The following is a 15103-nucleotide window of genomic DNA, read 5'->3' as shown; positions in this document are numbered from 1 at the left end:
CCATGATTTATTTTTCCGAAGATACCGCCTGGAGCGGAATATGCACGTTGAAATATTCATTGCCCTCTCGCGCAATCGCGGCAAAGAGCATGGCCGGCTTTCCGTCTTTCAGCCAGATCTGCGGGCGTTCGAGATGATGTGTTTTTTCGAGCGGCCCGCCTTCCCAGTCGATCTGGCACCGGCTGAGCACGAACGGATCGGATTTCCGCCAATCCAGGCCGTCCTCCGACTCAAACAGGATCAGCCCCTTTTCTCCGGAAAAGTCGCCGTGCTGGTCGTCTACCACAATACGGTATCGGCCATCCTCCCACCAGACGAAGGGATCCTCCACGGCAAATGCACTATCCGGATGCGAAAGAATCTTCGTTCCGGTCTTTTTGAACGGGCCGGTCGGGTGGTCGGAAAAAGCGACGGTCAGATAGATGCCGCCCCCGGTCTTCGGCGACCCATCCGAACACTTATAGACCATCAAAAAGCGGCCGTCCGAACCTTGGGTCACGCTGGGGTTGCAAACCATCTGGGAATCGAAGCCATCATCCGAAAGATCCACCAACGGTTCGTCCATCCGTTTCCATGGCCCAGCCGGATGGTCGGCCACCGCCACGCCGACGCGTTGCGCCAATGCGGTGCCGTTCGGGGAGGACTTGAACGATCCGTCTTCCCGGCGAATGCGGCGGTTCGCCCCGTTGCAGCCGGTGTAGTAGAGGTAGTATTTGTCGCCGAAACGCACAACGGTCGGATTGTAGGAGGAAAGGCCGTCCCACGCATCGGCGCCCTCCGGCCTCTTGGTCAGCACCACGCCCTGGGGCGTGTAGGGTCCTCCGGGCGATGGCGCCGTGGCATGCACGATCTCCGAGCGCATGTACCAATCCCTCACCAACCGCCCCTTCCATCGACAGTAGAAAAGGTGGCAGACGCCATCATCGTCCTGCACCATGCTCGCGCCCCAGACAATAAGTCCGGGTTCCGAGAGCACCGATGTGCGCGGCACGGGAAGCAGCTGGATTTCCGAAGAGGCCATGCTTGTACCGCAAACCGTGCAAAGCATGGCCAGTAGAATGCAACTCCATATACACCGGCTAGGCCAGCACTTCGAATTCCCCATTGCCATCCTCCAAACCTGACTTGCAGTCGGACGGACTGCACATGCTCTAGGGATACCAAATGGGAAACACGGCGTCTTGTAGAAAAAAAGCATATTGGTGTAGATCACATCCCAAGCCGGACATCGACGATCGATGACCATACCCCGCCGCCATGTCCGTTGCAGATGATCCGGACATGGCTCAGCTCGTAGGCGACGTCGAACGAATAGGTTTCGTATCCGTCCTGCTTGCCGCTCTTGCCGGCAAAGGCTGGGCGCCAAGTGTTTCCGTCGGTCGAGGTTTCAACCTTGAAGGAATAGTTTCGCTCGCCGCCCTTGTACCAACGGATGGAGATGGATCGGGTTTCAACCGGATTCTCGAATTCGCGCGCCAACCATGCGCCCTTTTTCGAGGTTGCCCAGCGCGTGGCGGCATTTCCATCGAACGCACCTTTGGGAGAATGCCCTTTTTCAGCATCAGAGGCGCTGAACAGCCCTTGGACAATCGATTCGGCGGCGGGACCGGGCGTAGGAGCGGTCGGATCGAAAATCCATACGGCTTCGTCGCGAAGATCTCCGGCGGCGACTACGATTTTATTTTTCCCTTCAACGAGCTCGATGTTTTCCCAGCGGGCGGCCTTGAGGCGGTCGGGCTTGGACGCGCCGATTTTCTTTCCGTTCACCGACAGCATCACTTCCGGTTGGTTGCTGTAGACCTTGACCGGAACGCGGCGGGTGTTGCGAATCCGGTAGCGCTTCGACGTCAGGTGCAGCACGGATTCCTTTGACCAATGCGCCTTGTAGAAATAGAACGCATCCTTGCGTATCGCGCGGTCGTGGGTCATGAGGCCTTTGTCGTTCACGCCGTCGCGATCCCCTTCCGAGCGGCCGTCGCTGGAAAAGTCGAACATGGCCCAGACGAAGCTGCCCCAGCAGGCTGGGGTGTTCATGATGGCGTTGTACTGCCGCTCGTGCAGATGGGCCTGCCACTGTTCCGGATGCCAATTGCCTTTGGGCGCGACGCGCTTAAGGGAAAGATCCTGATGGCGGATGGAGCCGCCCGCGCCATATTCGCTGACCCCGACGCCGCGGAGACCGCCTGCTTGGTTGTAGGCATCGAGCACGCCCTGCATGCCTTCGGGATTCGAGCCATACCAGCCCGGATAGTTGTTGAAGGCAACCAGGTCGGTGAGGTTGCACAGTTCCTTGCGCCGGTTGTTCGTGGCCAGCGACGTCGGACGGGCGGGATCCTCCGCCTTGCATATGGCCTGCAATTCCCGGAGCAGCTCCATCGGCTCCTCGGTTTTGCGGTGGAACATTTCGTTGGAGAGGCTCCAGGTAAAGATCGAGCAATGGTTGTTGTGCTGCCGAACCATTTCGAGCAATTGCTGCCTGGCGTTCGGCGCAAAGCCCGGATCGTGCGTGACCTGGTTGACCAGCGGGATTTCCGCCCAGGCCAGCAGGCCGGTCTCGTCGCATATTTCGTAGGACAGCGACGAATGCGGATAGTGCGCCAGGCGCAGGCAGTTGGCGCCGATTTCGCGGATATGCGCAAAGTCGCTCCGAATATCCTCGTCCGAAACCGCCGCGCCCTTGACCGCGCGGTCCTGATGCATGTTCACGCCGTGTAGCGGATAGGATTCCCCGTTCAAGAAGAACCCCTTTTCGGGATCGATATGAAAATAGCGCAACCCCACCCGCTTGGCATATCGGTCCACCTCCGTCTCGCCATCAAAAAGGGCGACGGTCAGCGTGTAGAGATAGGGATCTTCGATGCCGTGCCACAAGCGGGGGTTTGATAGTTCCAGCAGCAGTTCCGCGTTTTCCACCAAGCCAGCTTCAACCTGAACACTCTGGCTCTTATGCGCAACTTGCTTCCCCTCGGCATCGGTTAGCGTGACAAGCGTCCGGATGTTCTTTTCCTTCCGCTCCCCGTTGTCGATCAACGTCCGCACGCGCAAGCCCGCCTTTTCGCGGCTCACGTTTTCCTGAAAGATGAAAACACCTGGAGAGGCGTGGTCGAGCGGCGAGATGCACACCGCATTTTTAACGATCAGCTCCACCGGGCGGTGCATGCCGCCGCATACGGTGAAGTCGCCCGAAAGCGGCGCCGCGTCGGGGCGATGCGTATTGTCGGCCTTGACGCGCAAGTCGTGGGTTTTCCCGCTTTTCACCTGATCGGTAATCTCGAACGCGAATGCCGAGTAGCCGCCCAGATGCGAGCCAATGGATTGCCCGTCGAGAACAACCTCCGCCGCAGTGCCCACTGCGATGAAACGCAGGAAGACCCGTTGGCTTCCAACCTCTGGAATATTCAGGTCGGTTCGGTAGCACCCCGCCCCGCGATAGTAGGTGCCGCCGTTGTGGCCATCAGCGGCGTTCCAGGTGTGCGGCACGGTGACCGCTGTCCATTCATCGGTGTCGGCCTTGCTAAATCTCCAGTTTTCAAGTCGGCTTGTGGTAGGCGCTGAAAAGGCCCCTATGGCCGAGATCATTACCAACCCGATTATCACATTCCATTTTTTCAATGTTCGTCCCCCTAATCTATCACTTCGATTTCACGGATGCAGGCCCATCTTCCGAGCGGCGGCACATCGACGATAATACGGACAAACCGCGCCGAGGAGTTCACCGGGGCAAGCTTCGTCTGCAACTCGTCGCCGCCCTTGCTGAAATCCGCGGCGGTCTTCCATGTGTTCCCGTCGTTCGAGACCGCCACGCGGTATTTATAATCCGAGGCGTTCTCCCACACAATCTTGAGCGTTCCAATGGGCTTCTCTTCCCCGAAATCGACTTGAAGCCAATGGCCGTTTTGGTGGTCGGCCGCGCACCAGCGCGTTTCCGGATCGCCATCGAATGCGTTGGCCACCACATTGCCGTTCGCGGTTTCCTCGCTGTCGGCCGTAGCGGTCCATCCCTGCGCCGTCGTGCATTCCGCCACCTTGGCCTGGCCAATCAGCGGCCCTTCAAACTTGGGCAGGGAAACCTCGAACGAACGTTCGACACCGGTCAGCGAACGGCCGAGTGCGGGCAGTTCCTTTTCCTGCGCCTTGACAGGAAGCAGATGGAAGCGATAGCTAAAATCCTCTGCCGGCAGCAGATATTCGTGCAACGGCGTGGCGCCCCACGAATTGTTCCCGCCCACGCCTTGCTGCGCGAGGTCGATGTTCAGGATAGCTTCATCGCGACGCTGCAAATCGAAGGCATAGGCGGCATCCTCCATTTCGGCGGCGCGGAAGTGACCAGCGTTGATGCTCAGCGGCTGCGCGCCCTTCACCAACAGGCCAACGCCGTCCGCGTTCCGCAGCGCCGCCCAGCGCACATCCGTCTTGTTGCCGTTTTCCTGCGGATTGGAATAGTCGATCCATTGGCCGTCGATCGTGCCGTGGTAGACGCCGACCGGCGCGAAGCAGCGGTCTGAATAGGTCGCGTGCGACCCGCGCCCATGCCACGAAATATTTTCAAATCCGCCCGGCATCGCCATCCGCATTCCGTAGCGATATAGGATCTGCCCGCTGCGCCCGCCCTTTGAATAGGCTGCGCTCACCGCAATTTCACCGTTTCCATAGACCGTATAATCGGTATCGAACATTCCTAGGCCGTCCGGAAGCTCCGACTCGAACGATACCTTCACGGCGCCGGAAGCAAGGAGCCGCACATCGCATCCGGAGGTTATGGCCTCTTCGCCTGCCGTTTTCCATGTGGTGGAAATATAGTCGCGCCTGCTTGCGCCCATGTCGTTGTCTGTCCGGGCGCGCCAGAAGTCGGGGCGCAATCCCTCTTCCACCAGTTCCACGCCTTGGAAAACAAACGAGTCCATGCGGCCGGAAACCTTATTAAACTTCACGGAGAAGCCCTTGCCCCGAACGGAAACCAAATCCTTTTTTTCTTTCCATTTCAAGGCAGGAAGAGCGGCAGGATTCTGCAATGCGGCGGGTTCATGCATCAGCAGCTTGAACTGCTCTTCGGCAAGCACGTGCCCGGCCTTGGCATAGAAGGCGTCGGCCTTCGTTACAAATTCCAAATTAAGGAAATATTCCTTTCCAGGCTCTGGAATAATCGACGACAGGTCAACGGCGAATTCCTTTTCCGCGCCAGGCGGAATGTCCAGGGATTGGAAGATTCCGCCAGTGGCCTTGCCGGCGTCGGAAACCACGCTCCATCGCCCCTCGGCGATGTCGTCGAGGTTGACGAAGTCGAATCCGTTTTTGATCCGCACCTTGCCGGCGGCAAGATCGACCGGCGCTGCGTGAATGTTGCGGTAGACATGCTTGAGGGCCTTGAGGCCCGGATGCGGCTCCCAGTCGGCGCCCACCAGCCCGTTCATGCAAAACTGGCCAATCCAGTTGCCGAACTTCTTGTCGTAGGCGGCGTCGCGGTATTTCGCCCAGAAGCTTCCATAGGCCATGGCGGTTACGCGGCCGAACGGGTCGGTTTTGCCTTCGGGCACCGGAATGCGCAGCCCTTGGTCCATCCAGTCCCAGATGTAGCCGCCGTGATGGCGCGGAGAGGCGTGGATCGTATCCCAATATTCCTTGAGGTTGCCGGTGCTGTTGCCCATCGAGTGGGTGTATTCGCAAAGCAGATAGGGCTGCCCCAGACGGCCATCCACCGTTTCGGCGGCATACATGTTCGAACCCCAGTCGGAGTGGACGCCCCCGGAACGTGACGAGCCTTCGTAATGCACCGGGCGCGTCGGGTCGGTTGCGTGGATCCAGTCGAGGCAGGGCTTGAAGTTGGGACCGTCGCCCGCTTCGTTGCCCATCGACCACGTGATGATCGATGGGTGGTTCTTGTCGCGCATGACCATGCGGCGCTGGCGGTCGAGCATTTGCTCCTGCCACGCGGGCGTGTTGGCCACAACATTGCCAGGATCGTTCCCGGCAAAGTGGGTTTCGAGGTTGGCCTCGTCCATGACATAGATGCCGTACTGGTCGCACAGCGCATACCACAGCGGATCGTCGGGATAGTGCGAGGTGCGCACGGCGTTGATGTTGTGTTGCTTAAACAGCGCGATATCGCGCATCATTGTTTCGCGCGTCACGACGTGCCCCGTGTCGGGATCGTGCTCATGGCGGTTGACGCCCTTGAGCAGGATCTGCTTCCCATTCACCAAAAACGACTCGCCGCGAATCTCCACTTCGCGGAAGCCGACGGCCTGTGGGATCACTTCGATGGTTTTGCCAGCGGAATCCCTGAGCGTAATCAATGCGGTGTAGAGCGCCGGATTTTCGGCTGACCATTTGGCTGGCGCGGCTACCGGGATTTCCAATGCGACAGAAGGCGCGCTCGGAGAGCGAGCCCTACCCGCTTCGCCGCCGGAAGGATCAAGAAGGACGACTTCAACAGAACCGACTGGATTGAGCACTTCGGCATCCACTTTGAGGATCGCGTCTTTGTACTGTTCATCAAGGTCGGTGACGACGGTGAAGTCGCGGATGTGCGGCGCTGCCGTGCTCCAGAGGTAGACATCGCGGAAGATGCCGCTGAGCCGCCACATATCCTGGTCTTCAAGATAGGAGCCGTCGCAAAAACGGTAGACCTCCACGGCCAGCTGGTTTTTTCCGGGTTGGATATAGTCGGTGATATCGAACTCCGCTGGCGTTCGGCTGCCTTGGCTATAGCCGACCTTGCGGCCGTTGACCCACACAAAAAACGCCGCATCCACGCCGTCGAAATGCAGATACACCTTGCGGCTGCTCCAATCCTTGGAAATCTTGAATTCGGTTCGATAGGATCCCACGGGATTGGCTTCGTGCGGCGCGTTCGGAAGGTCGAGCGGAAAGACCAAGCCGTCGTCCTTGTACACGGGAACGCCATGCCCCTGAATCTGCCAGTTGGACGGAACCTTGATTTCGCCCCACCTCGAATCATCGAACTCAGTTTCGAAAAAAGCCTCCGGGCGATTTTCGGGATTTTCCGACCATTGGAATTTCCACTGGCCATTGAGCAGCCTGAACCAAGAAGAATCTTCGCGGACGCCGGCCAGCGCCGCGGCCGCATCCGGATACACCATCATCGTCGCATGCGGCGGCTCGCAGTTTTCCTGGATCACTTCAATGTTGTCCCAGTTCGGCGCGGCCGCCAACGGGCTTGCAAGCACTAGGCCGCCGATAGCGGCCAAACCTTCTTTTTTCATATTCTCACCCTCCATCTCAAACAATCTCCACAAAACAACACGAGAACCTATATCGAACGAAACAGTCTGGCTTGTAGTTTTCAAGCATGCTTGTGTAGATCCATGTTTCTTAAACCCTGCGCAAACCGCGGCCGTTACTTGTCTTTTATATTGCCATTGACTTTTTGTAAGTTTCATCATTCTACCCTTAACCAAGCTCGAGGGAACTGATGATGAACGAATTAGCGACAAATCTAATGCGGCTGCGAAAGATGAACAGCTTGACCCAGCAAGACGTGGCCGATGCCGCCGGCATCAGCCGCGTCGCCTACCGCAACCTGAAAAAGGGCGCTGCCCAGCCGCGCCAGAAAACCTTGCAGGCATTGGCCGATGCCCTGAACGCATCTGTATTCGACCTGCTTGCCCCCCTGGAGGAACTCCAGAACCAAATGCTGTCCATCGTAACCACGGCCATCTCCTCGGCGGTGTAGAAACAGGAACCCCTGCGGACTTTGTTTTGGATTGAATGAGCCGTTTCCTACACCGGCATGCCTGTTTTCTACAAGACACCCAGCCGTTTCTTGATATGTTGAATATTGCGTGACGTACAAAACAGAAGGAAGCCCTATGCAACAACCCATTCATATCTTGAGAAACAGTGCAATGATGATTGTTGGCGCATGGCTCATGGCGGGACATGCCTCCGCCCGAACGAACCGGCCCAATGTGGTCGTCATACTTGCCGACGATCAACGTGCCGACTATCTGGGATGCGCCGGGCATCTGGTTGTAAAAACGCCGAACATCGACCGCCTTGCCGCCAAAGGGATTCGCTTCGAAAATGCGTTTGCCACAACGGCGGCATGCACGCCGAACCGCACCAGCATCCTGACAGGGCAGTACGAGCGCAAACATGGCGTTACCTTCGGTTCGGAAAGCAGCTTGAGCCTGGAGGCTTTCGCGGAAACATATCCCATGGTGCTGCGGAAGGCCGGATATTATGTTGGCTACGTCGGCAAGAACCATTCGCCGATCGGGCTGTCTCCGCAAGGTTCCGGCTACTCCAGCGGCGTCATGGAAAAGCAATTCGACTATTGGTACGGCAACCATAAACACTCCATGTTCTACCCCAAAGGGAAGCATCCGATCTACACGAATTCAACGGCGGAAACGCAGGTTGAAATCTTCCAGGAGGGCGCCCTGAATTTCCTGCAAAACAATCCATCGTTTTCCGGAGCAAGTGATTTCCTGAAAACAAAACCCGACAACCAGCCGTTTTGCCTGTTGGTCAACTTTAACGTTCCGCACGGCGCGGGAACCGGATCGATGGAGCAGCGCCCCACTGATCCCGAGTTGTACCGAAGCACCTATCGGGACAAGATCAACGCGATGCCGCGCCCCGAAACCTATGTCGCCAAAAAGTCCATCCGTGATCCCAAAATCCCGAAGCAGGTCTACAACGGGAAATATCTCAAGGGCTACAACTATGTCCAAACCCCCAAGGCGCTGCGCGAGCGCCAAGTGCTCACGTGCCAGACGGTTACCGGGATTGACCAGCTCACCGGAGCGGTCATCGCCGAACTGCAACATCAAGGTCTGCTAGACAACACCATCATTCTCTATACCTCCGACCACGGGCTGCAGCACGGGGAACATGGCCTGGGAGGCAAGGTGCTGCTCTACGACGAGTCCCTGCGGGTGCCATTGATCGTATACGACCCCCGCCTGCCGGATAGCCAATGCGGAAAAACAAAACAAGAACTGGCCCTGTCCATCGACATCGCCCCCACCCTGCTGGAACTGGCAGGCGTCCCTGTTCCTGCTGAAATGCAGGGAAAGAGCCTCGCGCCGCTCATGAACGACACCAGCGTTTCCTGGCGGAAGGATTTCTTTTGCGAAAACATGTTCATGGGGCAAAACTATCCGCGCATCGAAGGCGTGCGCGGCACGGACTTCAAATATGTCCGCTATTTCGACAAGGCGAAAGACCAACACCATATCCTCTCGCTCACGGCATCCATCGAAGGGGAGCAACCGGTCTATGAAGAACTGTACGACCTGCGGAACGACGCACTGGAAACAAAGAACCTCGCGCCTTCCAGCACTCACCGCAAGGTGCTCGAACACTATCGGGAACGATGCCGGGAACTGGTGGTTGAGGCCAAAGGCGGCCCCGGCTATCCGAAAACCCACATAGAAAACGATCCCCGATAAAAAACAGGCCGCCGATGCCCATTCCGACGGTCGCCTACTCCTGTCCGGGCGGTGCGGCGGCGGGCTTCAAGGTCATCGACCGGAAGTTCATGGCCGTCCACTTCTGCTTTTGCGGAAAGATTTTGATGGTGCGTTCCCCTTCCGTCAGCTTCATTCGGCCGACTTTGATGGTCTTGTAGTTTTCGAGTCCCCCGGTGGTTTTGCCCGCCATGGGCTTCCGAGCCTTGTCCACTAGGAGCATGAACCCAGTCGTCTCATCAACGCCCACCTCGGCGTAGACATCGAACATGCCCGGCTGGTCGATCTGAACGAGCCAGTCGATCCGGCAACGGTAGTCCGTCCATCCGTCGATGTAGTCGGTTCCGTTGGCATCCTGCTTGATTTTGATTTGGTCGCCATATGCCGGAACGTGGAGGTTGGCATCCTCCAGCTTCAGCGCCAGCACACCATCCTCATTTTGCTTCGGCATAATCCGCTCCACATCCAGTTTGCCATCCACCTTCACGACAATAACGGTGGTCACCGGATCAAGCGGTTTTTCCGGAAGGAGCAGCACCACGCCTTTGTCCGTCCGCTCTACCTTGGGGTGCTGCTGGAGATCGGCCATGAAGTAGGCATCCAACACCTCGTTGCGCAGGCCGTCGATCACCAGCCGTCCATCCTCCGGCCAGTCGAACACATGGAAATAGAGCTGCGACGAATTGATGTATTCCTTCTTGGTGCAGCGCCCCCACTTGAGCCGAATAAAGGGGCTGGCGGTGGTGCCGTAGATTGATGAAGAATTGACCTCCATCCAGTCGCCGATGTCCTTGAGGCGCTCGACGCTCTCCGGCGGAAACTCGCCGGTGGACATGGGGCCGACGTTCAAGAGATAGTTGCCGCCCTTGCTGGCCACATCGACCAAGTGCCGGATGAGCTGCTCGCTCGATTTCCAGTTATCGTCGTAGCTCTTGTAGCCCCAGGTCGTGTTCATGGTCATGCACGATTCCCAGTCGTAGTCGAGACCGGTGGCCGGGACATGCTGTTCCGGGGTTTTCATATCGCCGCTATGCCCGCGCAACAGGCGGTCGTTGGTGATAATTCCGGGCTGAAGCTCCACGAGGCCCTTGAATAGGTTGGCTCGTTCGGGGGTCATGCGCAGCGCCGTGTCCCACCAAAGAACGGCGACGTCGCCATAGTTCGTGAAGAGCTCCTTGATCTGGGGAATCGAGATGTTTTTGATGAACTCGTCCATATCGCCGTTTTGGGCGTCGTCCCAATATTCATTATCCCTCGAAGAGCCGCCGGGGTGCGTCCAATCCTGCGCCTGCGAATAGTAGAAGCCCAGCTTCATGCCGTGCTTCCGGCAAGCTTCGGCCAACGGCTTGAGCAGATCCTTCCCGTACGGCGAAGCCTGCACGACGTTCCAGTCGCTCGCCTTGGTGTCGAACAGCGCAAAGCCGTCGTGGTGCTTCGAGGTGATGACGATGTATTTCATGCCCGCATCCTTGGCCATGCGCACCCAGGCTTCGGGGTCGTACTTCACGGGATTGAACTGCTTGGCATATTCCTTGTATTCCGCAATCGGAATCTGGGCGCGATGCATGATCCACTCGCCGATGAAGCCGATCTGCTCGCCCTTGTAGGTTCCAGCCGGCACGGAATAGACGCCCCAGTGGATGAACATGCCGAAGCGCGCCTCGCGCCACCAGCCCATCCGGGCATTGCGCTGCTCCGCGGTTTCGTCCCGGTAAGACCACTCCACCTCTTCTTTCCCATGCGCCATCCCTCCAATAAGCGAAAGCACAAGAATTCCCGCCATCAGTTTGCCTACTCGATCCCCAATGCCCATATCCAATTTCCTTTCCTTTACTGAAACACCTTTATTCATGTTAAAACATGTTCCTCTGGCAACGCCCCCACTGTCTTGTAGAAAAACGGCGCATTGGTGTAGAGGAGAAAATCCTCTGGGATCTACACCGCTATGCTCTTTTTTTACAAGACCCCCACCCCTCTCGATGCTATCTTTCCAGAGTAGAATGACTCATCATGAGGAAGAACTTATGACCAACCAGATATGCCGGAGAAAGGTGTTGGCGGCAAGCGCCGCCGTTGCTGCGTTCAATATTGTTCCATCGTCCGTGCTGGCGCAAAGCGCCCGCAAGGACGGCAAGTCCCGAAATAACCAACTCCCACCGAGCGAACGCCTAAACCTTGGATTTGTCGGTATTGGCGGAAAAGGAAGGATAAACATTCAGGGTTGCGCCGCTCACAATATCCATTCGCTATGCGACGTCGATCAGGTGCGGAGCGCGCCATCCTTCAAAAAGCACCCACCCGCCAAGCGGTTCGAGGACTGGCGCGTGATGCTCGACAAGGAGGCGAAAAACCTCGACGCGGTCGTCATCACCACCCCCGACCACACCCATGCCGTGGTGGCCATGGCCGCCATGCAGCTGGGGCTGCCAATCTATTGCGAAAAGCCACTGACCCGCACCATCTCCGAAGCGCGCATCCTCACGGAATATGCCCGCGAAAACAAAATCGTCTGCCAGATGGGCAACCAGGGCCACGCCCGCGAAGGGGCGCGTTTGGTCAACGAATGGATCAAGGGCGGCCTGCTCGGAGACGTTGCCGAGGTGCACTGCTGGAGCGACCGGCCGATCTGGCCCCAGGGCATCGTCCGCCCGAAAGCGCAACCCGCACCATCCACTTTGAACTGGGATCTCTGGCTGGGGCCGGCTCCCGACGCCCCCTTCGGCGGAACGGACAAGGATTCGGTCGTCGCCCCGTTCAACTGGCGCGCGTATTATGACTATGGAGCCGGAGCGCTCGGCGACATGGGGGCGCATATCATGGACTATCCCGTCTGGGCGCTCGGACTCGGCGCACCGCTGAGCGTCGAGGCGGAATTCGAACGCACGAACCCCGCCAGCGCCAAGCACACCTACCCGTCGTCGGCAACCGTCACCTTCCAGTTCGCGGCGCGCGGCGCCCGGCCCCCGGTCACGTTGAAATGGTTCGACGGGAAAACGCTGCCACCACGCCCGGAAGCGCTGGAAAAGGAACGCACCCTGACCTCCAGTGGCATGATTTTCCACGGTAGCAAAAACAGCATGATGTGCACCCATAAAACAACGCCGCGCCTCTTCCCCGAAAGCGCCATGCAGGCCGTCGCCCGCGCCGGAGAAATTCCCCCGAAGACCATGCAACGCTCGCCCGGCCACTACGTGGAATGGTTCAACGCCATCAAGGCCAACGATCCTTCGATCGCAAAATCCAACTTCGACTATGCCGGGCCACTGACCGAAACCATCCTGCTCGGCTGCGTCGCCGAGCGTGTCGGCGCCGGAACCAAATTAATGTGGGACAGCAAAAACATGAAAACCGACCACGAGCTGGCCAACCGCCTTATTCAGCATGAATATCGCGAAGGTTGGACTTTATAACCGCGCGACCTGATGGATGAAAATGGATGAAACGGCATGAATAAAAAACTAGTTGGCATAATGCATGGATTGTTTGTTTCCGCAGCATTGCTCTGTGCTGCACCCAAACCCCTCACGTTCGATGAGGATGTTGCATTTCTCAAAAAACATACCGATGTGGTTGTACTCAAGAAAGGGGAGCGGCAGGCTGCGGTGGTGCCGCAGTATCAGGGTCGCGTCATGACCAGCACAACCGGAGCCGGAGCCAGTTTTGGATGGCTGAATTATAAGGTCATTGAAAAAGGGCTGCTCTCGGAGCGGGAAGCCAAGGGGGCACTGGAGGAGCATATCTATGTCTTTGGCGGGGAAGAGCGTTTCTGGCTGGGGCCGGAGGGAGGACAGTTTGGAATCTTTTTCAAACCGGGCGATCCCTTCGAATTCGCCGTGTGGAAAACCCCGGCATCGCTCGACACCCTTCCCTATCGAATAACGAACCAAACCAAAGACAGCGTTGCATTTGCGCATGACTGCTCGCTCCAGAACCACAGCGGCACGGAATTTTCGGTGGGCATCGAACGGACGGTTCGGCTGCTGGACGACAACGGTGTAAAGGATGTGTTCGGCAGCAGCGTGCCGGATCATGTGAAGTATGTGGCCTATGAATCCGACAACGTGCTCAAAAACATCGGTGACCAGCCTTGGACGAAAGAAGGCGGCATGCTTTCGATCTGGTTGCTGGGCATGTACAAACCATCGCCCGGCACCACGGTTGTCATCCCTTTCAAGGATGGACCGGAAGCGCAGCTTGGCCCCGCGGTTAATGACGCATACTTCGGGAGGGTGCCGCCGGAATACATGGCGGTGTCGAAATCCACTGTTTTTTTCAAAGGCGATGGAACCCGTCGGGGGAAAATCGGCATCAGCCCGGCGCGCTCCAAAGGCATCGCCGGCAGCTATGATGCGGATGGCCGGGTGCTCACATTGGTCACCTATAACGCGCCGAAAAAAACCGACGGCTATGTCAACTCCATGTGGGAAATCCAAAAGCAGCCGTTCGGCGGCGACGTGATCAATTCATACAACGACGGATCGCCCAGCCCCGGCCTCGATCCACTGGGGCCGTTCTACGAACTGGAGACGTCATCGCCCGCTGCCGCGCTGAAACCCGGTGAAAGCATTCGGCACATCCAGCGCACCATTCATATTGCGGGGCCGGAATCGGAATTGGACGCCATCGCACAAAAAACGTTGGGCGTGCGGCTGCATGAAATCAAAGAGGTCTTCCGAAAATGATCCATATAAAAACCATTCTGATATTGTTGCTCTGTAGTGCAGGCGGGGTACCAGCTCAAACCCACACCACATCGCCGGCCAAGGGGCTGGGGATCGAGGACGGTGCCATGCGCCGCGACCCCAGCGATATCATCAAGGTAAAAGACCAGTACTATGTCTGGTATACCCGGCACACCAATCCAGAGGATCCAAGCGGATACGATGCAACGGTCTGGTATGCCACCTCAACCAATGGCCATGCGTGGACGGAGCAGGGAGAAGCGCTTCCCCGCGGCGGCGAAGAACGCTTTGATGAACACAGCGTCTTTACCCCCAACATCCTGGTTGGCGAAGACAAATACTGGTTGTTCTACACCGCCGTTGCCGAACCCTTCATTAACCGGGGTGAGATGACTTCAAAAACAGTCATTGGCCTGGCCATGTCCGATTCTCCGGATGGCCCCTGGCAAAAGCTGGATAATCCAGTTCTCAAACCAAGCGATGATCACGAAGCATTCGATAGCCTGCGCATCGATGACACATGCCTGATCGTTCGCGACGGAAAATACTGGATGTATTACAAAGGGCGGCAATGGAACAACTCGCCGGGGAAGACCAAGATGGGCGTAGCCATCAGCGACAAGCCGGAAGGTCCCTATATCAAACACGAAGCCAACCCGATTATTCACGGCGGACATGCAGTCGTTGTGTGGCCTTATGGCGAGGGCGTCGCCGCCTTAATCGGAAAGGCGGGCCCGCCAGGAATCAAGAACTCACTCCAATATGCCCCGGATGGGATCACCTTTGAAAAAACAAAGGATGACCCGAATGGCATGCGAGCCGGAGGGACGTATCGGCCTGAAGCATTTACCGACAGCGGAAAAGGCCAGATGGTTGAATGGGGCCTCCATATCGCGTCTAAAGAAATCCGTCGCCTTCCCTTCCTTGAACGATTCAGCTTTTCGTGGGAGAACGAATAAACCTCGTACTTTACCTTCAGCTTTCAGG

At 57.5% G+C, this 15103-nt stretch carries 9 protein-coding genes; 5 read left to right on the top strand and 4 right to left on the bottom strand.

Annotated features, from left to right (window positions below):
- Window positions 1-7 precede the first annotated feature (7 nt).
- The 3 genes from E9954_RS04625 to E9954_RS04615 form a co-directional block, all read right to left on the bottom strand.
- The gene (locus E9954_RS04625; RefSeq protein WP_136078050.1) at window positions 8-1021 is read right to left on the bottom strand and encodes a glycoside hydrolase family protein; all 1014 of its coding nucleotides are present in this window, start codon (window positions 1019-1021) and stop codon (window positions 8-10) included.
- Window positions 1022-1209: 188 nt separating this feature from the next.
- On the bottom strand, window positions 1210-3612 hold the full coding sequence (locus tag E9954_RS04620; protein ID WP_136078049.1) for a glycoside hydrolase family 2 protein: 2403 nt from the start codon (window positions 3610-3612) through the stop codon (window positions 1210-1212).
- 11 nt (window positions 3613-3623) lie between these two features.
- The gene (locus tag E9954_RS04615; RefSeq protein WP_168441968.1) at window positions 3624-7223 is read right to left on the bottom strand and encodes a glycoside hydrolase family 2 TIM barrel-domain containing protein; all 3600 of its coding nucleotides are present in this window, start codon (window positions 7221-7223) and stop codon (window positions 3624-3626) included.
- A 209-nt stretch (window positions 7224-7432) separates the two neighbouring features.
- Between E9954_RS04615 and E9954_RS04610 the strand changes: the two genes are divergently transcribed.
- Together E9954_RS04610 and E9954_RS04605 are read left to right on the top strand one after the other, a co-directional pair.
- Window positions 7433-7693, top strand: coding sequence for a helix-turn-helix transcriptional regulator (locus E9954_RS04610; RefSeq protein ID WP_136078047.1), 261 nt, complete (start codon window positions 7433-7435; stop codon window positions 7691-7693).
- Between the two features lie 136 nt (window positions 7694-7829).
- A complete protein-coding gene (locus tag E9954_RS04605; RefSeq protein ID WP_136078046.1) occupies window positions 7830-9416 on the top strand; it encodes a sulfatase-like hydrolase/transferase in 1587 nt (528 codons plus the stop codon).
- Window positions 9417-9450: 34 nt separating this feature from the next.
- Here E9954_RS04605 and E9954_RS04600 read toward each other — a convergent pair whose 3' ends face one another.
- Window positions 9451-11247: an alpha-L-fucosidase gene (locus E9954_RS04600; protein WP_246046719.1), complete on the bottom strand. Its 1797-nt coding sequence runs from the start codon at window positions 11245-11247 to the stop codon at window positions 9451-9453.
- A 211-nt stretch (window positions 11248-11458) separates the two neighbouring features.
- Here E9954_RS04600 and E9954_RS04595 point away from each other — a divergent pair, with 211 nt between their 5' ends.
- Genes E9954_RS04595 through E9954_RS04585 form a run of 3 tightly spaced genes read left to right on the top strand, consistent with a single transcriptional unit; the run spans window position 11459 to window position 15075 of the window.
- Entirely contained in the window at window positions 11459-12844 is a 1386-nt protein-coding gene (locus E9954_RS04595; RefSeq protein WP_168441967.1) for a Gfo/Idh/MocA family protein, read from the top strand.
- Between the two features lie 36 nt (window positions 12845-12880).
- On the top strand, window positions 12881-14116 hold the full coding sequence (locus tag E9954_RS04590) for a DUF6786 family protein (protein ID WP_222847055.1): 1236 nt from the start codon (window positions 12881-12883) through the stop codon (window positions 14114-14116).
- Window positions 14113-15075 (top strand): family 43 glycosylhydrolase, encoded by a 963-nt coding sequence (locus E9954_RS04585; RefSeq protein ID WP_222847054.1) that lies wholly within the window; start codon window positions 14113-14115, stop codon window positions 15073-15075. The genes E9954_RS04590 and E9954_RS04585 overlap by 4 nt, the downstream gene beginning before the upstream one ends.
- Window positions 15076-15103: the final 28 nt, after the last annotated feature.

The organism is Pontiella desulfatans (genome assembly GCF_900890425.1).
Taxonomy (GTDB): domain Bacteria; phylum Verrucomicrobiota; class Kiritimatiellia; order Kiritimatiellales; family Pontiellaceae; genus Pontiella; species Pontiella desulfatans.
This window is presented reverse-complemented; position numbering and strand designations above follow the sequence as displayed.